At 65.7% G+C, this 18142-nt stretch carries 17 protein-coding genes and 1 tRNA gene; 5 read left to right on the top strand and 13 right to left on the bottom strand.

Features of this window, described 5'->3' with window-relative positions; all coding sequences use genetic code 11:
* The 3 genes from LH475_RS04605 to LH475_RS04615 all read right to left on the bottom strand — a co-directional run.
* On the bottom strand, window positions 1–1248 hold a 1248-nt coding region (locus LH475_RS04605), incomplete at its 3' end, for an HAD-IC family P-type ATPase (RefSeq protein ID WP_297412982.1).
* Between the two features lie 9 nt (window positions 1249–1257).
* The gene (locus tag LH475_RS04610) at window positions 1258–1749 is read right to left on the bottom strand and encodes a universal stress protein (RefSeq protein WP_297412983.1); all 492 of its coding nucleotides are present in this window, start codon (window positions 1747–1749) and stop codon (window positions 1258–1260) included.
* A 479-nt stretch (window positions 1750–2228) separates the two neighbouring features.
* Window positions 2229–2474, bottom strand: a complete 246-nt coding sequence (locus LH475_RS04615; RefSeq protein WP_092110640.1) for a cell division protein CrgA — start codon at window positions 2472–2474, stop codon at window positions 2229–2231.
* 80 nt (window positions 2475–2554) lie between these two features.
* Between LH475_RS04615 and LH475_RS04620 the strand changes: the two genes are divergently transcribed.
* The 3 genes from LH475_RS04620 to LH475_RS04630 are packed head-to-tail and all read left to right on the top strand — an operon-like array spanning window position 2555 to window position 4290.
* Window positions 2555–3484: a class E sortase gene (locus LH475_RS04620; protein WP_297412984.1), complete on the top strand. Its 930-nt coding sequence runs from the start codon at window positions 2555–2557 to the stop codon at window positions 3482–3484.
* 9 nt (window positions 3485–3493) lie between these two features.
* A complete protein-coding gene (locus LH475_RS04625; protein ID WP_196842919.1) occupies window positions 3494–3655 on the top strand; it encodes a hypothetical protein in 162 nt (53 codons plus the stop codon).
* Entirely contained in the window at window positions 3652–4290 is a 639-nt protein-coding gene (locus tag LH475_RS04630; protein ID WP_196842918.1) for a gamma-glutamyl-gamma-aminobutyrate hydrolase family protein, read from the top strand. The genes LH475_RS04625 and LH475_RS04630 overlap by 4 nt, the downstream gene beginning before the upstream one ends.
* Before the next feature lie 58 nt (window positions 4291–4348).
* On the opposite strand, the gene pknB is transcribed toward LH475_RS04630, so the two are convergent.
* From pknB to LH475_RS04665, 7 genes are all read right to left on the bottom strand, one after another.
* Window positions 4349–6043 (bottom strand): Stk1 family PASTA domain-containing Ser/Thr kinase, encoded by a 1695-nt coding sequence (gene pknB / locus LH475_RS04635; protein ID WP_196842917.1) that lies wholly within the window; start codon window positions 6041–6043, stop codon window positions 4349–4351.
* 78 nt (window positions 6044–6121) lie between these two features.
* A complete protein-coding gene (locus tag LH475_RS04640) occupies window positions 6122–7825 on the bottom strand; it encodes a protein kinase (protein WP_297412985.1) in 1704 nt (567 codons plus the stop codon).
* The gene (locus tag LH475_RS04645; RefSeq protein WP_196842915.1) at window positions 7822–9273 is read right to left on the bottom strand and encodes a penicillin-binding protein 2; all 1452 of its coding nucleotides are present in this window, start codon (window positions 9271–9273) and stop codon (window positions 7822–7824) included. The genes LH475_RS04640 and LH475_RS04645 overlap by 4 nt, the downstream gene beginning before the upstream one ends.
* On the bottom strand, window positions 9273–10673 hold the full coding sequence (locus LH475_RS04650; RefSeq protein WP_196842914.1) for an FtsW/RodA/SpoVE family cell cycle protein: 1401 nt from the start codon (window positions 10671–10673) through the stop codon (window positions 9273–9275). Before LH475_RS04650 ends, LH475_RS04645 begins: the two co-directional genes overlap by 1 nt.
* Complete coding sequence (locus LH475_RS04655; protein ID WP_196842913.1) at window positions 10657–11886, bottom strand: protein phosphatase 2C domain-containing protein; 1230 nt, start codon at window positions 11884–11886, stop codon at window positions 10657–10659. The genes LH475_RS04650 and LH475_RS04655 overlap by 17 nt, the downstream gene beginning before the upstream one ends.
* A gap of 3 nt (window positions 11887–11889) precedes the next feature.
* Window positions 11890–12450, bottom strand: a complete 561-nt coding sequence (locus tag LH475_RS04660) for an FHA domain-containing protein (RefSeq protein ID WP_297412986.1) — start codon at window positions 12448–12450, stop codon at window positions 11890–11892.
* A complete protein-coding gene (locus LH475_RS04665; RefSeq protein WP_196842911.1) occupies window positions 12447–13205 on the bottom strand; it encodes a DUF3662 and FHA domain-containing protein in 759 nt (252 codons plus the stop codon). The genes LH475_RS04660 and LH475_RS04665 overlap by 4 nt, the downstream gene beginning before the upstream one ends.
* 348 nt (window positions 13206–13553) lie before the next feature.
* On the opposite strand from LH475_RS04665, the gene LH475_RS04670 reads away from it, so the two are divergent.
* Window positions 13554–13637 (top strand) — tRNA-Leu (locus LH475_RS04670).
* Window positions 13638–13710: 73 nt separating this feature from the next.
* On the opposite strand, the gene LH475_RS04675 is transcribed toward LH475_RS04670, so the two are convergent.
* Window positions 13711–14697 (bottom strand): zinc-binding alcohol dehydrogenase family protein, encoded by a 987-nt coding sequence (locus LH475_RS04675; protein WP_196842910.1) that lies wholly within the window; start codon window positions 14695–14697, stop codon window positions 13711–13713.
* A gap of 142 nt (window positions 14698–14839) precedes the next feature.
* Here LH475_RS04675 and LH475_RS04680 point away from each other — a divergent pair, with 142 nt between their 5' ends.
* A complete protein-coding gene (locus LH475_RS04680) occupies window positions 14840–15781 on the top strand; it encodes a cytochrome b/b6 domain-containing protein (protein ID WP_196842909.1) in 942 nt (313 codons plus the stop codon).
* Here LH475_RS04680 and LH475_RS04685 read toward each other — a convergent pair.
* Window positions 15778–16572, bottom strand: coding sequence for an EI24 domain-containing protein (locus tag LH475_RS04685; protein ID WP_196842908.1), 795 nt, complete (start codon window positions 16570–16572; stop codon window positions 15778–15780). The genes LH475_RS04680 and LH475_RS04685 overlap by 4 nt on opposite strands.
* 67 nt (window positions 16573–16639) lie before the next feature.
* The gene (locus LH475_RS04690; RefSeq protein ID WP_196842907.1) at window positions 16640–18124 is read right to left on the bottom strand and encodes a CoA-acylating methylmalonate-semialdehyde dehydrogenase; all 1485 of its coding nucleotides are present in this window, start codon (window positions 18122–18124) and stop codon (window positions 16640–16642) included.
* Window positions 18125–18142: the final 18 nt, after the last annotated feature.

Consider the following 18142-nt stretch of genomic DNA (forward strand, 5'->3'; position numbering starts at 1 on the left):
GACCAGTGCTCCTTCAGTCGGGTCACCGACCAGTACGCCGTCGTTCACTCCGGCATCGTTGCACAGGGCCATGGTCAGGAACGCCTCGGTGAGGTCGGGCAGCGGACGGTCGTCGCCGGTGAGGATCCTGCCCGTGGTGGAGTAGCCCTCGCCGGTGACGCGAAAATCGCGGCCATAGGTCTGCAACCGGCGGGCCGTCATCTCGTTCATGGTCAGCGTGCCGGTCTTGTCGGTGGCGATGTGGCTGACGCTGCCGAGCGTTTCCACCGCCGAGAGCTGCTTGATGATGGCGCCCTGGGCGGCCAGCCTCGAGGCGCCCATCGCCAGGGTGAACGCGACGACCGCGGTGAGGCCCTCCGGGATGGTCGCAACGGCCAGCGAGACGGCTGTGATCAGGAGCTCGGTCCAGGACTCCCCGCGGACGAGGCCCAGTACGAAAACGATCGCGACCACGACCAGCGCCGCGATGGTGAGCACCTGGGCCAGCTGGTCGATCCTCCGCTGCAACGGCGTTTTGTTGTTCTTCACCTCGCTCAGCAGGGCCGCGATGCCGCCGACCGCCGTGCCCATGCCGGTGGCGGTGACCACCATGGTCGCCCGGCCACGGGTGACCATGGTGTTCATGAAGAGCATGTTGTTGCGGTCGGCGAGCGGCAATCCGGAATCATCCAGCGCCGGTGTCGTCTTGCCCACCGGCTCGGATTCCCCGGTCAGGGTCGCCTCGGCCACCTGCAGGCCGGCAGTGTCGATGAGGCGGCCGTCGGCCGGAACGGAGTCCCCGGCGTCGAGGAGCACGATGTCACCCGGCACCAGGTCGGAACGCTGCACCTCAAGCTCGGTGCCGTCGCGGCGCACGACGGCCTTGCCTTCCGACAGCGTCTGCAGCGCCTGCAGGCTGCTTTCAGCCCGCCGCTCCTGCACATAGTTCAGGACGGTGTTCAGGATGATCACGGCCAGGATCACGATCGGTGTCTCCAGCTCCCGGGAGACGACGGCGCTCACGATCGCGGCCACCAGCAGCACGATCGTCATCTTCTCGGTGAGAAGGTGCGCGATCTTGCGCCAGGTCGGCACTCGGTTTGGCTCGACCAGCAGATTCGGTCCGTGGAGCCTCCTGCGGTCAGCGACGGCGGATGCCGCGAGCCCGGTCCGGGAGTCTACGCCCTGCGCCGCCGTGGTTTCAGCGACCGACAGAGTGTGCCAGGCGGCGTGCTCGGTGGCTGGCGTTGGCTGTGGGTGGGTGGGCATCCGTTCAGGTCAGCGCCCCGGTCGCCGGCGCGTCACGAGCACCGGGCAGACCGCGAGCCGGGCGCACTGGTCGCTGACCGAGCCGAGCAGCAGGCCGGCCAGGCTGCCGCGACCGCGGGAACCCACCACGAGCATGCGCGCCTCCCGCGAGACCTCGATCAGGCTCCGGGCGGGCCCGGAATGCACGGCGCGGTAGTCGACGCTCACCGTCGGGAAGGCACGCCCCGACAGAGCGGTGTCCTCGATCAGCGCGGCCCGAACCGCATCCGAGTATTCTGCGAAGGACGAGACGTAGCCGAACTCCCAGTTCGCCGGCCTGGGGGCGGTGTCGATCGACCAGGCTCGCACGACAACCACCGGTATATGCAGCTGATCGGCTAGCCCGAGCGCTGTGGTGAGCGCGTAGTCCGCATCGGACGAGCCGTCGTGGCCGACCACGATGCTGCCTGCAGGCGCTGGGGCCTCCACGGTACCCGTTGGTGTGGTGCCTTCGGTGCTCACGACTGACTCTCCGAGTTGGATGACGAGTGTGGCGGTACGAGCAGAACACTCCCCAGATTAGTGAACTCCAGTTCATGTGTGCAATGTCTGGGGCGAGATCGGCGGTGCGGGTTTACCTCCAGCCGCCAGCCATGACGCACTGGGCCAGCTTAACCGGCCCGAAAGCGAGGGTCAGAGGCGTTGGAATGAGCACCGCGAGACGTGAACCTCCGTGGCATCAGATTGTGTGTAGTAACCCAATCGAGACCGGAGACAACCAGTTTATAACGCACGCCACGCACACAACCTGTGGAGGAACAACATGCAGCGCGCTCGCACCCACCAGCGTGAGTGACCAGCGGGAAGAGTTATCCACAGGTCTATCCACATGGGGATAATTACACCCGTGTCATTACCCGTGTTAGTGCCTGCTGGTTACCGGGCGGTAACGGCTCGATGATCTCTGGATGGCCCGTTCGTGCCAGTTTGGGGTCGCGGTTTCAGCGCCAGCGCGTGGTCATCAGAAAGCCGATGAAGGCGATTCCGAACCCGACCAGAATGTTCATGGCGCCAAGACCGGCGATCGGCAACTGGCTGCCACTGACGTAGAACACGATGATCCAGGCCAGGCCGAGCAGCATGAAACCGAACATGACCGGCTTGAACCAGACGGCGTTGGGCGTGTCCTCGTTCGAGCGGGCAACTTCGGTGCGGGCGGGCCGGGTGCGGGGATTCTTACGTGCCATGCTGCGATCTTAGCGTCTCCGCTTGTTTTAGTGGATTTTACGCGGGGGCTGGCGGCCACTCAGGTCAGTAGACTCGGACTATGTGTCCACAGGCAGACGACCCCACAGTGCCGGTGCCCTATGGGTCCGTGCACGATAGTGCGGAGGCGGCGTTGAATGACGCGGCTGCCAACGAGGCTGTGCTCGCAGACCCTGTGGCAACCGGAGTGGGTTCCAAGCGCCCACGCCGGGCGAAATCGGGCAAGGTCACCATCGTCGGCGTGCTGGGCGAACTGCTGATTACCGCGGGTGCTCTCGTGTTGCTCTTTCTGGGCTGGCAGGTCTGGTGGAATGACATGATCATGGCCAACTCGCAATCCAGTGCGGCGAGCCAGATCAGCCAAGACTGGATCAGCCAAGACCGGATCACCCAGGACACGTCGTCGCCCGAACCCTTGCCGACCGTTGATCAGACCGAACCGAGCGCCGCACCGGCACCCGTCGACTACGGTGTGCCCGTTGTCGGTGTCGTTCCCGCCAATGCCACGGCCTTCGCCGTGTTGTATGTTCCCCGTTTCGGTGCCGACTACCATCGCAGTATCGCCGAGGGCACCGGCCATGACGTGCTGAACAGTAATCGTCTCGGCATCGGGCACTATTCCGGAACCCAGATGCCCGGCGAGATCGGAAACTTCGCCGTCGCCGCCCACCGCAGCGCGTTCGGCGGGGGTATGCACCTGATCAACGAACTTCAGCTCGGCGACGCCATCTACGTGCAAACCGCCGACGGCTACTACACCTACCGGTACCGCGACACCGAGTATGTGGCGCCGTCGCAGGTGCAGGTGGTGGCATCCGTTCCGAACAATCCAGACGGAACCGCGGTCGACCGCATCATCACCCTGACCAGTTGCAACCCGCTCTATTCCACCGCGGAACGCATCATCGCCTACGGTGTACTCGAATCGTGGCAGCCACTCGCGGCCGGCGCTCCCGCCGAGCTCGCACCGATCATCGCAGCCCAGGGCTAGGAGGCTCCCATGTACGCAGCACTCTGGCGTGTTCTCCCCGGACCCATCTGGGTGCGCATCATTCTCGTGCTGATCCTGATGGCGGCCGTACTCGCCGTACTGGCCAGCTGGGTCTACCCGTGGATCGACGGCATTCTCAACAGCCAGGAAGCGACGGTCAGCGGCCCGTGACCCGTATTCTCGTTATCGACAACTACGACAGCTTTGTCTACACCCTCAACGGGTACCTGATGGAACTCGGCGCGGACACCGACGTCGTGCGCAATGACTCGTTCGAAAAAACGGATGCGCCCGCCCGCATCGCGGACTACGACGGCGTCCTGGTCTCCCCGGGTCCGGGCAAGCCGTCAGATGCCGGTGTCTCCATTGCCGTTGTCGAGGCGGCACTCGCCGGCCACCTACCCCTGTTCGGCGTGTGCCTGGGGCACCAGGCCATCGCTGAGGCCTTTGGGGCCACGGTGACCAATGCCGAAGAACTCATGCACGGCAAGACGTCGCTCATCACCCACGATGGCAGCGACTTCTACGACGGTGTACCGCAACCGTTCACGGCCACCCGATATCACTCACTCGCCGTCGTCGCGTCGACCGTTCCGACTGACCTCATCGTGACGTCGCGCACGCAGGGCGGCGTCATCATGGGGCTGCGGCACGCATCCGCTCCCATTCTCGGTGTGCAGTTTCACCCGGAGTCGGTGCTGACCGAGGGCGGCTACCGCATGCTCGGCAACTGGCTGGCCCTGACTGGCCTGACGGGTGCACAGGAGACCGCGAAGACCTTGCACCCTCTGCTGCGGCTCACCTAACACCTCCGGGCGCAGGTCCGACGTTCCACGCATCGGGCCCGGAAAGTGGAACGGAAGGCTAGGAGCCGGCGCAGTAGGTGAGGGTGATCTCGGAGCGCTGCGGCACGTCGCCGGGCGCGAGCGACTGGGCCCTGATCGGGGAACCGGACTTCTGGGCGCAGGTGTAGTCCGCCTTGGAAACGGGCGCGAGGCTCTCACTGCTGACCAGGTCGATCGCGGCGATAAGGGATTGGCCGGTGAGGTCCCCCAGGGTGACGAGACCGCTCGACACCACGTAGTTGACGGTGACTCCGGTGAACTCGGAGGCTGCTGCCGCCGGATCGGTGCGCATGACGACATCGACCGCCACGGTCGGAGAGTTCTCGGCAGTGACCGACCCGGAAACGAAACCGAGCGTTTCGATCGCGGCCTGGGCATCCGCTATGGGCTGATTGGTGACATCGGGAACCACGACGGGCACCGGACCGGTCGACACGAAGACCTTGATCACGTCGGAGGGATTGACGATGGTCTCGGCCGGAGGGTCGGTGCGAATGACCTGGTCAGCCGGCACGGTTGTGCTCGACTCTTCGGCACGCGTGGCCGCGAGATCCAGGTCGAGGAGCGTGTTTTGGGCCTCGTCATAGGTCTGGCCGGTGAGCGCGGGCACCTGGCGGGAGCTGTCGGGCAGTTCCACCGAGGGTTGCAGGTTCGCGACCCAGATCATGACCGCCACCACGATGACGACGACGCAGACGATGCCGGCCCAGACCCAGATCACCGGGGGGCGCCGCTGCGTGCGCACCATCGTCTGATCCTCGGAGAGCTGTTTGAGCGCGAGGGCCGACCCGGTTATGGCCGTGGGCGCAGCTCCGAATAGGCCGGCTCCGACTTCTTCGCCGGCTCGGTGGATGGGCATCTGGCCGGATCCGGCGGTCTCGACATCATTTCGAAACTCGACGGCGCTCTGGTACCGGGCAAACCGATCCTTGGCCAGGGCGTGCAGCACGACGGAGTCGAGGGCCGGCGACACTTTGGGGTTGAGCGCGGATGGCTTGACCGGCGTTTCGCTGACATGCTGGTAGGCAACGGCGACGGGCGTGTCGCCGCGAAACGGCGGGCGCCCGGTGAGCATTTCGAACAGGACGACACCGGTCGAGTACAGGTCGGTGCGCGCATCGACGGATTCGCCCTTGGCCTGCTCGGGGGAGAAATAGGCGGCTGTGCCCAGAATTGCCGTGGTCTGGGCGACGGTCGTGGCCGAGTCGGAGATGGCACGGGCGATGCCGAAGTCCATCACCTTCACTTGGCCGGACTTCGTGATCATGATATTGCCGGGCTTGATGTCGCGGTGTACGACGCCGGCCCGGTGTGAATATTCAAGGGCGGTCAGAACCCCGTCGATGATGCGCACGGCCTCGGCGGCCTCGATCGGGCCTTCGCGAATAATGTCCTTGAGTAGCCGGCCGTCGACGTGTTCCATGACGATGAACGGAATCTGCGAGTCGTGGCCGGCCTCGTCGGTGGCGGTCTCTTCGCCGGCATCGAACACCCGCACGATCGTCGGGTGGGCCATGCGCGCGGCGGCCTGCGCCTCCTGGCGGAAGCGGGTACGAAACGCCGGGTCGGCCGCGAGGGTCGACTTCAGCAGTTTGATCGCTACCGTCCGGCCGAGCCGGGAATCGGTGCCGATGTGCACGTCGGACATGCCGCCACGGCCGAGCAGGGCACCGACGCGATAGCGACCCGCGATCAAACGGCCAGAGTCAGGCACGAACGCACTCCCCCACAATCAGACACCGTGTTCGGGTTGGACACAGTGAGAGCTACATTACCGCACGGCATTGTTGAGCTACCCGACAACGGCGGCAGGCGTAACCACGACGGTGTCCGACGACGGTGAGAAATCCGAGGTGACCTGGCCGCAGAAGTAGCTGAACTTCACCGTGAAGTCAGCGTTCCCGGCCGTGACGGTCGTCGTCAGGACGGCCGCCGAGGTGAGGCCATCGGCGGCCACGGTTGCGCCGCCACCCTCCGCAACGACCTTGTAGCCGGACAGCGTCTGGCCTGTGGGACACGTTTGCGCGCTCCAGGAAACGGTGACCGTGCCGTCTTCAGCCACCGTGGCCGGCGGCGCGGTCGGCGCCGACGTTGGCGTACTCGGCGTCGCAACCGGTCCATAAACGGTGAGGGTCACCGTCGCACCGGCCGGAACCGGGCCGGTGGGGTTGACCCGGTAGACCTTGTCGACGTTGTCGCTGGTCTCGGCCGCATTGCCCGTGACAATGTCAGAGACAAAGCCCATCTCGACGAGCTTTGCGGCCGCCTCGGCACTGGGCCGTCCGGTGAAGTCGGCGGGGTTGACTGACGCGTTGGTGGGGGTCGGTGACGGTGTCGGGCTTGGCGTTGGCGTTGAAGTTGGTGATGGAGTCGGCGTGGCCGACGGGGTCGCCGAGGTCTGTACCGGTGCCGGGGTGTCGTTATTCCGGGCGAATAGGGCGATGAGCGTGCCGGTCAGTCCGATCACGAGCAGGGCGACGAGCACGATGAGCGGCCAGGTCCACTTGCTGCGTTTCTCCCTCTCCCGCTCAGCAGCGGATGCCCGTGTGATCGGGGCGCCGGTGGCCGGGAGGATGGTCGTGGCCTGGTCAGAGCCCGCACCGGGCATGAGCATGGTGGCGCTGGTGGCCGTGAGACCCCCCAGAACCGACGGCACGGCCACGGCAGCGGCGGCCACGTCACCGCGACGCAGGGCGGATGCCGCGCGCGCCAGGTGGGCTGCCGACGCCGGCCGGTCGGCCGGGTTCTTGGCCAGGCAGGCGAAGACCAGGTTGCGCACCGGCTCAGACACGGTCACCGGCAGGTCGGGCGCGATCTCGTTGATCTGCGCCATCGCGATGGCGACCTGCGACTCGCCCGTGAACGGACGGCGGCCGGCGAGGGACTCGTACGCGACGATGCCGATGGAATAGATGTCGGTGGTCGGTGACGCCGGATGGCCGCTGGCCTGTTCGGGCGAGAGGTATTGCACGGTGCCCATGACCTGGCCGGTCGCGGTGAGCGGCACCTGGTCGGCGATGCGGGCGATACCGAAGTCCGTGATCTTGACCCGGCCCTCGGGCGTGATCAGCAGGTTGCCGGGCTTGATGTCGCGGTGCACGAGACCGGCGGCGTGGGCGGCGTGCAGCGCGGCTGAGGTCTGCGCGACAATGTCGAGCACCTTGTCGGTCGGCAGCACGTGCTCGCGCTCGAGAATGGTCGACAGGGCTTCGCCGGGAACGAGTTCCATGACCAGGAAGGCGCTGCCGTCTTCTTCGCCGTAGTCGAAAACATTCGCGATGCCCTCGTGGTTGACGAGTGCGGCATGACGGGCTTCGGCGCGGAAACGCTCGAGAAAGCCGGGGTCGCCGAGGTACTCGTCCTTCAAAATTTTGATGGCGACGCTTCGTCCGATGACGAGGTCGGTGGACTTCCACACCTCGCCCATGCCGCCAATCGCAATGCGCGACTGCAGCTCGTATCGTCCCCCGAAGGTGAGCCCTGCTGTGGGTCTCATTTGTTCAGCACCGCCTCTAGTACTTTCTGTGCGACAGGTGCGGCAAGAAGGTTGCCGAACCCGGTTTGTCCCATTCCCCCGCCGTTCTCCACGAGAACGGTAATGGCATACTGCGGATCGTTCGCCGGTGCGAAACCGGTGAACCACAAAGTGAATGGATCGGTTGACCCGTTCTGCGCCGTGCCGGTTTTTCCCGCCACGTCAACCCCGTCTATTCTTGCATTGCTTGCCGCGCCATCCTGAACGCCGTTGATCATCATCCCGGTGAGTGTCGCGGCTGTTTCCGCGCTCATCACTCGCCCGAGTTCGACCGGTTTGAAGGTTTCGATGGCGCTGAGGTTGGGTGCGAGAATCTCCTGCACCAGGTTGGGCGCCATGACGACGCCGCCGTTGGCGATGGCACCGCTGACCATGGCCATCTGCAGGGGAGTCACCCGAACGTCGAACTGGCCGAACGCCGACTGTGCGGTCTGCGGATCGTCGAGCCCGCGCGGGTACGTGCTCTTGGTGACGTTTATCGGAATGCCGTAGTTACTGTTGAAGCCGAATTTCTCGGCGGTTTCCCGAATGGCCGTGTCGCCGAGTTCGACGCCGAGTTCAGCGAACGGGATGTTGCAGGACAGTCGCAGTGCGGTGGCGAGGGTGACCGTTTCGCCGGCGCCGCAGGTTCCTCGGCTGGAGTTTTCGATTTGGCTGGTCGTGCCGGGTGCCGTGTAGACGGCCACGTTGGGAAAAGAGCTCTCCGGGGTGTACTTGCCCGACTCGAGTGCCGCCGTGGTGACGACGAGCTTGAACACCGATCCGGGAGGGTTGAGCGCATTAAGCGCCCGGTTGATCAACGGGTCGTTCTGGTCGGCCAGGAGGCCGTCGTAGCTCGCGGTGACCTCGGCGTTGTTGTGTACCGTGAGCAGATTCGGGTTGAAGCTCGGCTTGGACACCATGGCCAGGATGCGCCCGGTCGCCGGCTCGGTGACAACCACCGATCCGGTGAAGTCGCCGAGGGCATCCCAGGCGGCCTGCTGGGCGACCGGGTCGATGGTCACCTCGACGGCGGCACCCTTCGGGTCCTGACCGGTGACGAGGGCGCTGATCTTGTCGAAGAACTGCGAGTTGGAGTTGCCCGTGAGCTCGGCATTGAGGGCGAATTCAAGGCCGGTCGGTTCACCATTGTTCGGGAAGTACCCGGTGATCGGCGCATAGAGATCGGGGTTGGTGTAGGTGCGCAGAAACTTGAAGTCGTCGTCGGCCGGCATCGACTGCGCGATCGGCTCGCCGGCGACGAGGATGGCTCCACGCTCGACCTGGTAGCTGTCGAACAGCGTGCGGGTGTTGCGCGGGTCGGCCGACAGGTTGTCGGCCTGGAATGCCTGCACGATCGAGGTGGAGCTGAGCAGGGCGACGAACATCAGCATCACGACGATGCTGACGCGCTTGAGTTCGCGGTTCACTAGACCACCAGCCTGGGTTGATTGCGCACGGTGTCGGAGAGCCGCAGCAGCAGGGCCGCGATGATCCAGTTGGCCACGAGCGAGGAACCGCCGGCGGCCAGGAACGGGGTGGTCAGGCCGGTGAGGGGGATGACCCGGGTGACGCCGCCGATGACGATGAAACACTGCAGGGCTACGACGAAGGCGAGGCCGACGGCGAGGAGCTTGCCGAAGTCATCCTGGCCGGCGAAGCCGATGCGGAAGCCGCGGGCCACGAACAACAAGTACAGGGCCAGGATGGCGAAGATGCCGGCGAGCCCGAGCTCCTCGCCAAGGCTCGCGATGATGTAGTCGCTCTGCGGAACCGGGGTGAGTTCCGGGCGTCCCTGGCCCCAGCCGGTGCCGAGCAGACCGCCCTTGGCCAGCCCGAACAGGCCCTGCACCAACTGGAAGCTGCCTCCGCGCGCTTCGTAGACATCCGGATTCAATGCGTCGAGCCAGTTGGTGAAACGGCCGTTGACGTAGTCGAGGGTCTGGCTGGCCAGCAGGGCGCCGCCGAGGAACAGGCCCATGCCCATGATGACCCAGCTGAGGCGGCCGGTGGCGAGGTAGAGCATGACCAGGAACAGGCCGAAGTAGAGCAGGGCGGTGCCGAGGTCGCGCTGAAAGATGATGACCGACATTGACAGGGCCCAGACCACGAGGATCGGGCCCAGGTCGCGAAAGCGGGGGAAGCGCGCGCCGAGGAACTTCTTACCGACCATGGAGAGACTGTCGCGGTTGCGCACGAGGTAGCCGGCGAAGAACACGGCGAGGGCGATTTTGGCGATCTCACCGGGCTGGAAGGTACCGAAACTACCCACCCCGATCCAGACCCGGGCGCCGCTGATCTCCCGGCCCAGGCCGGGAACGAGCGGTAGAAAGAGCAAAATCACACCGACGAGGCCGGCGATGTAGGTGTAGCGAAACAGCACGCGGTGGTTACGGATGACCACGAGCACGACGATGGCGCTGAAAATGGCCAGGGCGCTCCACACTGTTTGGCGCACGGCGGCGCTGTCCCACCCGCCCTGCTGGTCTGCGATATCGATGCGGTAGATCATGGCGATGCCGACGCCGTTGAGTACGGTGGCGATGGGCAAAATGAACGGGTCGGCGTCTCGGGCGACGAACCGCAGCACGACGTGCAGGCTGATCACCAGAACCGACAGCCCAGTGCCGAGCAGCACGAGGGTCGGGTCGAGTTCGCCGAGGGCGCCCAGTTGCACGAGTACGACCGCGCTCGCGTTGATGAAGCAGGCGATCAGCAGCAGGAACAGTTCGAGGTTACGCAGTTTCTGCGGCAGGTGCAGGCGACGCACCGGCTCGGTGGCCGGCGACTGGCGTGCCTTCTGAGCGGATGCCCTACTCAACGATCGCACCCTTCAGTCGCTCGAGAATAGCCATGGCGTCTGCGAGGGAGCCGGCGCTGATCGTCTGTTCCACCTGCTGGCGGTCGTAGACGCGCAGATCAGAGAGGTTGAGATCGGTGTCTTCGTAGACGCTGGAGAGTTTGATCGGGCCGATGTCCTGCTGAACGCCCTGGTAGATGGCGACGGTGGAACCGTCGACACCCACGAAGTAGCGGGTCTGGGTCCACTGGTAGCCCAGGATCGTGGTCGAGACGATGCTCAGCACCAGCAGAATGACACCGACCAGCCAGGTGGCCTTGCGGCGGCGCGCGCGGCGGGCATCCTCCTCGATCAGTTCGGAGAGGTAATCCTGGGAATCGGGCTCGAAGTGGGTTTCACGCACCGGGTGCAGGCGCAGGGCCGGGATGCGCAGGGCGCGGTTGCGGCCGGGTTCCTCACCGAAGGCGAGCGGATTCGCGGCGGAACCAACGATGACCGGGCTGTCGGTGCGGGCGATATTTTCGCCGATGTCAACGATGACCACGGTGACGTTGTCGGGGGCGCCGCCGTCGAGGCTTTCCTTGACCAGCAGATCGGCGACGTCCTGCGCACTCGCACCGCTCGCGAGGGCGGAGGCCATGGCGGTGTGCGAGACGACGCCGGTGAGACCGTCGGAGCAGAGCAACCAGCGGTCGCCGGCGATCGTGGCCAGAATGGAGGTGTCGATTTCGGGGCTCGCCTCGACGTCGCCGAGCACGCGCATGAGCACCGAGCGGCGCGGGTGCACCATGGCTTCGGCCTCGGTGATGCGCCCGCTGTCGACCAGACGCTGCACGAAGGTGTGGTCGATGGTGATCTGGGAGAGTTCGCTGTCGCGGAGCAGGTAGATGCGCGAGTCGCCGATATGGGCGATCGCGACCTCGTTCTCGAGTACGACGAGGGCGCTGACGGTCGTGCCCATGCCGGTCAGTTCGGCGTGTTCGAACACCGTCTCGGCCAACTGGGCGTTGGCGCCGATGAGAGCGGCCTGCAGGGCGAATTCGGCGTCCTGGGCGCTCGCATAGGGCTTGTCGGCCTCGATGATGCGTTTCGTCGCGATCGACGACGCGACGTCGCCGCCGGCGTGGCCGCCCATGCCGTCGGCGACGACAAACAGGGTGCGCCCGGCGTAACCGGAGTCCTGATTGTTGGAGCGAATCTTGCCGACGTGAGACGCGGCTGCGCTGTGACTGACCGTCGCCATCACCTACCGCCGAAGCTCGAAGCTGGTGGCGCCGATCTTCACGGTGGCGTTCAGGGGGATTTTCGTCGGCACGGTGACGCGGGAGCCGGCCAAAAAGGTGCCGTTGGTGGAATCCAGGTCCTGCAGCATCCACTCGTCGTTCCAGAGCATGAGGCGAGCGTGGTGCGTGGAGGTGTAATCATCGCGGATGACCAGGCTGGAATCGCTCGAGCGTCCGATCGTGATGGTTTCAGTGCTGAGCGGAAACTCGGTGCCGGCCTTCGGGCCGCTCGTGATGACCAGGCGGGTGGTGTTCTGGCTCGTAGCCATTCCAGCGTGGGCGGCCGGGCTGGCGCGCGCGACCGGCGCCGTGAAGGCCTCGGCGGCCGCCGCCGGGATGGGGGCCGGGGCTGCCGCGCACGCGGCGGCGGGGAGGGGCGCGGCGGCGGCATCCGCTTTCATCTTGCGCACGCGTTGGCCGAACAGGTCGCTGCGCAGGGCGTAGACGATACCGAAGATGAACATCCAGAGCAGGAGGAGAAAGCCAATGCGCAGCACCAGCAGGGTCAATTCGCTGACGTTCATGCGTTGGGCCCCCAGAATCCGCCCATGTCGTGGCGTTCGGTGGCCGGGTCGACCGGCGCCGCGGCACGCGGGGCCGCGCGGGAGTCCTGTGAGGCCTGGGCGAGCACGTGGAACACGATGCGGGTGCGGCCGATGGTGACAACCGAGTCTGGCTCGAGGATGGCCTGGGTGACCGGGGCGCCGTTGAGCTGCGAGCCGTTGGTCGAGCCGAGGTCGCGCACCTGGGCGCGGGCGCCGTCCCAGAGAATTTCAACGTGGCGGCGCGAGGTGCCGGTGTCGTCAACGGTGATGTCGGCGTCGGAGCCGCGACCAATCACGGTGCGGGCCTTGACGAGCTTGTGCCGGGTGCCGTTGATGTCGAGCACCGGAGTCCAGGCGACGGCGCCTGTGACCGAGCTGGAGTCGATCTGCACCATGCCCTCACTGAGGCTGCGGTCGTCTTTCAGTGTGATCGTGATGCCGCCGGTGAACTGGTAACGCTGCTCGGTGCCGTGTTTTTGCACCAGGGCGGTGAGCTCGTCGATGAGGGTGATGCCGAGCGCGCTCATGCGAACGTAGTCGGTGTGGGACATGCGCACGGTGAAGCGATTGGGCGCGAGTATGCGATCCCGCGCTACTACAGCGGCCTTAGTGTCAAGCTCACGACGCAGCGCGGAGGTGATTTCCACCGGCTGCAAGCCTGATCGAAAGGTCTTGGCGAACGCTCCGTTGACGGCGCGCTCCAATCCCTTTTCAAAGTTATCCAGTATGCCCACAGGTCTCCCGATCCGGTCCGTTTGGCTATGAGCATGTTACTTGTCTCGGGTGACAACCCACATTGAGGGCGCAAACGGCACGAACAGTCATACTACCCGCGGAGGGTCAAAGACCGAATTCGGCGCCCATTATGGGCATTCCACGGGACTTTTTTGGGATGAGTACTGCCCGCGCGCCGGCCGAGGGCGGCATCCGCTGTCGGCGCGCCAACTACCGGTGAACGCGCCAGTTATAGGGGGCGCGGCCACCGGTAGCGGGCGCGCTCACGCCGGATACGGCCCGCCCGGCCGCCCGACGCCTCGTCGAATGGCGCTGACCCCCCTCACAGTGTTAGCATTCCTAAGTTCGCGCGAGTGGCGGAATTGGCAGACGCGCTGGCTTCAGGTGCCAGTGTTCGAAAGGACGTAGGGGTTCAAGTCCCCTCTCGCGCACTGCGGATTGCAAGCGGTTAGCCGCACAATCCATGCGAACAATTGGGGCCTTCGAGAAATCGGAGGCCCTGTGTCACTCATGGGCCGAGCCCGGAGCACTGACTCGCACGACCGACTTGCCGGTGGCGCGGCCTTCGCTCTGCCGGAGGTGGCCCTCGATCGCCTGGTTCCAGTGGAGAATGTTCGGTCGAGGTATGACCAGACCGTGCGCGGTCAGGTCGAGCGCCTTGGTGATGAGCATCAGCGTTGCGGCCGCGTTGGAGCGGCTCAGGCTAAGGATGCTGAAGCCGATGATGGCGTTGTTCCGTGATCGGAGTGCGCTCAGTGGTGGGGAGGCCGGGTCGGCGTCACCTGCTGCGGCCCCGTAGGTGACGAGCCGCCCGCCCGGCGCCAGGTGCAGCAGTGCCTCCGCAGCGACGTCGCCGCCGACTGACTCAAAGATGACATCGAAGGGGCCGCCGGCCACGGCCGCCGCCTCGTCAAAGAACCGGATGCTGCGCTCCACGGCAACCACACCGGCACCGACGCTCTTGGCGGTCGAACCCAGGCCGCCCACGATGATGCGCGGGTCGTGGCCGGACAGCACAACCGTGAGGGCTCCTCCCACGCCACCGGCAACGCTTGTGATCAGAATCGATTCGGCCGGTGCCGCACAGGATCGCTGAACGAGACCGACCGCGGTGGCCCAGGTCAGTGGAATCGTCGTTGCGGCGGCCAGGTCAATGCCGTCGGGCACGAGCGCGGTGAGCGCCGCGTCGGCGACGGCCCGTTCGGCGAGTCCGCCGCCAGTGGGAGTGAAACTGAGAACCGAGTCACCCACCGCGAATGCAGTGACGTCATCTCCGAGTCTGACGACGCGACCGGCGACTTCCATGCCGGGCACGAAGGGCCACCCGGTCGAATACCCGGCCACGCCGCGACGCGCGAGCACATCGGTGAAGTTGAGTCCGGCGTACTCCACCTCGATCAGGAGTTGGCCGGGACCGGGGGTGGGTTCAGCGCGCTCGGCGAACCGAACGACATCGGCGCCTCCCGGTTGGGTTATCTCCAGTACCTTCATGACCGAATCCTATATTGATGAGAACAGGCGCGGTCCGGGCGGGAAATGTGACCCACCGCGTCCTTGATCGACACCCGGGCGGGGCGGGCCAGTAGCCTTTTGTGGACGCTGCGGGACTTCGCCCGGGCGAGAACGGATCACGATGACGACGGGTGCCTCTCGGCGCAGGGCCTTCTGGCTGCGTACGCTGCGGCCGGTGTGGATTGTGCCGATCCTGCTCATTGCGCTGGCCCTCGTTGTTCTCGCGGCGAACGGGATTCGCGCCCTTCCCTGGGTCGAGTCCTTCAGTCGTAGTTACCCCGGCGTCTCGACCCATCCGACCGCCACCCCGATCGGAATACCGGCCTGGCTGGCCTGGCAACACGGGCTCAACGCCTTCTTTATTCTGTTTGTCATTCGCACCGGATGGCAGGTGCGCACCTCCAAACGCCCGACCATTTTCTGGACGCGCAGGAACGCCGGGCTGTACCGCACCAGGAATCCCCCGATTCGCATCACCCTCGACCTGTGGCAACACATCGTTTTCGACACCCTCTGGGTCGTCAACGGCGTCGTGTTTTACGTTTTGCTGTTCGCGACCGGTCAATGGCTACGACTCGTACCCACCAGCTGGGATGTTTTTCCCAATGCGGCGTCGGCCGGCCTGCAGTATGCCTCGCTCAACTGGCCGACCGACACCGGCTGGGTGTACTACAACGCGCTGCAGTTGCTCAGCTACTTCGTGGTCGTCTTCATAGCGGCACCGATCGCGCTCGTGACCGGCCTGCGCCTGTCACCGGGTCTGTCCGCACGGTTTCGGCGGCTCGACCACGTCTTTCCGCTGCCCGTGGCGCGCACGCTGCACTGTGCGCTGCTGATCTTTTTCGTGGCGTTCATCGTCGTGCACGTGACTCTCGTGCTCACGACCGGCGCCCGAGCCAACCTCAACCACATGTATGCGGCACGCAATGACGACGGCTGGACCGGGGTGTGGATTTTCGTCGGCTCGATCCTGTTCACGGCCGCTATCTGGGTGGGGGCACGTCCGCTCGTCGTTCGCGCCATTGCGGCTCGCAGCGGACGCATCATTCACACCAAGCGCTAAACGCCCGGTGGGGCCGCACTCGTCGCCGCGAGAACGTCTCGGCTGAGCAGGGCCGCCCCGGCGACCGCTGCGGGCATGACGATGACGGCCGCGCCCGGAATGAGGAAGAGCACGTAGGTGAGCACACCGAAACCGAGGCTGCGGGATCGACGTGCGCGCAGCATCCGTCGTCGCTGGGTGAGGGTGAAACCGCGCGCATCGAAGGCGAAGCCGGTGAGTTCGAGGGTGAGGATCCAGCCGCCCAACAGCGCCCCGAGAACGAGCGCGATCAGCTGTCCGAGCCCGGGAACCAGGCCGCAGAGCAGCACTACGATCGCGACCAGCACGGCGAGGCTGACCAGCCGCAGGGCGTCGGCCACGGAATGCAGAATGCCGCGCAGCAGGCCGCGCTGTGCTTCGACGGGCGCGTCGCCGAGGTTGGTCTCGACCGCGCGCCAGATGCGCTCGTAGAAAGGATCGCCGACCAGCAGCGTCACCGCCACAAAGGTGTACGCCAATAAGAGGAGGCCGGCGGCCGCGACCGCCGCGCCGGCCACGACCCGCACACTCGTGCGCCACGGCTCGCCCCAGCCGCTCGCGAACGGACTGATCGTGACGACGATCGACTCGAGGTTGACGAGGAGCACCACGATGCCGGCGACATAGACACTGCCGACGATGAGGGCCGGTAGGGCACCGAGCAGCATGAGGCGCGGCGAGGTGATCCACATTCTGAGGCCGTGAACAAGAATGCCGGCCCCGGCGAAGAACTCGCGGGTGGCGGTGGGGTTGGCAGTCGAGTCGGGCGGCACCCCCAAACCCTAACCCGCTCGCGTGAACGCGGCCACGGCTCCCCGAGAAGTCGGTGACCCGTGTCGTTCAGGCCATCTGCGGAAAACCGAGGTCGATCTGTGAGCTGGCCGGGTCGGGCCAGCGGGTGGTGACGACCTTGGCGCGGGTGTAAAAACGGATGCTGTCGGGCCCGTACATATGCGCGTCGCCGAAGAGCGAGTTCTTCCAGCCGCCGAACGAGAATGACCCGACCGGCACCGGAATCGGCACGTTGATGCCGACCATGCCGGCCTCGATCTCGAACTCGAACTGCCGGGCGGCCCCGCCGTCGCGGGTGAACAGGGCGACACCGTTGCCGAATTCGTGCTCGTTGACGAGCTTCACGGCCTCGTCGAAGGTGTCCACGCGCACGACCGAGAGCACCGGGCCGAAGATTTCGTCGTCGTAGACCTTCATACCGGGGATGACATGGTCGATCAGGCTGACGCCGAGAAAGAAGCCGTCGCTGTCGAAGTTCTGCGCCCGGCCGTCGACGACCATCGTGGCGCCGGCTGCCTGGGCTCCGGCCAGGTAGGACGCGACCCGATCGCGGTGTTCGCCGGTGATGAGTGGGCCCATCTGCGAGGTCGGATCGGTGCCGGGACCGACGATGAGCGTTTTCATGCGCTTCTCGATCGCAGCGACGAGGTCGTCGGCGATGCCGCCGACGGCCACGAGCACGCTCACAGCCATGCAGCGCTCCCCGGCGGATCCGTAGGCGGCGTTGATCGCGGCATCCGCTGCCATATCAAGGTCAGCATCGGGCAGTACCACCATGTGGTTTTTGGCGCCGCCGAGCGCCTGCACCCGCTTGCCGTTCGCGGCCGCCCGGTTGTAGATGGACTTCGCGATCGGGGTGGACCCGACGAAGCTGATCGCCTTCACCTCGGGGTTGTCGAGCAGCTCGTCGACGGCCTCCTTGTCGCCCTGAACCACGTTGAGCACGCCGGCGGGCAGTCCGGCCTCGGTGAAGATTTCGGCGATGAAGATGGCCGACGACGGGTCCTTCTCGCTCGGCTTGAGCAGCACGGTGTTGCCGCAGGCGAGGGCGCTGCCAATCATCCACAGCGGCACCATGGCCGGAAAGTTGAAGGGGGTGACGCAGGCGACGACGCCGACGCTCTGGCGCACCGAGTGCACGTCGATGCCGTGGGAGACCTGCTGCGAGAAATCGCCCTTGAGCATGTGGGCGAGGCCGGTGGCGAATTCGATGTTCTCAAGCCCGCGGGTGATCTCGCCGGCCGCGTCGGAGAGTACCTTGCCGTGCTCGCTCGTGAGGATCGCGGCGAGCTCATTCGTGCGCTCCGCGAGCAGTTCGCGCACCTTGAAGAAGATGGCCGTGCGCTTGGCCAGGCTGCTGGCCCGCCACTCGGGAAGGGCGGCCGCGGCTGATTCGATGGCGTCGATCACGACCGCGCGGGATGCCAGTACGACCTGTTTCTCCTGCACGCCGGTAGCCGGATCGAACACGGGGCCGAATCGTTCGGCCGACTCGACGCGCTGGCCGTTGATGTAGTGGGGAATTGTTTGCATGGAAGTGCTCTTTCTGAT

This window comes from Cryobacterium sp., from assembly GCF_026786305.1.
Taxonomy (GTDB): Bacteria; Actinomycetota; Actinomycetes; order Actinomycetales; family Microbacteriaceae; genus Cryobacterium.

What these genes read in the sequence shown, in the direction of transcription:
- LH475_RS04615 (WP_092110640.1), bottom strand. Translation starts at nt 2,474, where the DNA reads ATGGCACGTAAGAATCCCCGCACCCGGCCCGCCCGCACCGAAGTTGCC.
- LH475_RS04680 (WP_196842909.1), top strand. Translation starts at nt 14,840, where the DNA reads ATGACGACGGGTGCCTCTCGGCGCAGGGCCTTCTGGCTGCGTACGCTG.
- LH475_RS04620 (WP_297412984.1), top strand. Translation starts at nt 2,555, where the DNA reads ATGTGTCCACAGGCAGACGACCCCACAGTGCCGGTGCCCTATGGGTCC.
- LH475_RS04640 (WP_297412985.1), bottom strand. Translation starts at nt 7,825, where the DNA reads ATGAGACCCACAGCAGGGCTCACCTTCGGGGGACGATACGAGCTGCAG.
- LH475_RS04660 (WP_297412986.1), bottom strand. Translation starts at nt 12,450, where the DNA reads ATGAACGTCAGCGAATTGACCCTGCTGGTGCTGCGCATTGGCTTTCTC.
- LH475_RS04690 (WP_196842907.1), bottom strand. Translation starts at nt 18,124, where the DNA reads ATGCAAACAATTCCCCACTACATCAACGGCCAGCGCGTCGAGTCGGCC.
- LH475_RS04675 (WP_196842910.1), bottom strand. Translation starts at nt 14,697, where the DNA reads ATGAAGGTACTGGAGATAACCCAACCGGGAGGCGCCGATGTCGTTCGG.
- LH475_RS04625 (WP_196842919.1), top strand. Translation starts at nt 3,494, where the DNA reads ATGTACGCAGCACTCTGGCGTGTTCTCCCCGGACCCATCTGGGTGCGC.
- LH475_RS04655 (WP_196842913.1), bottom strand. Translation starts at nt 11,886, where the DNA reads ATGGCGACGGTCAGTCACAGCGCAGCCGCGTCTCACGTCGGCAAGATT.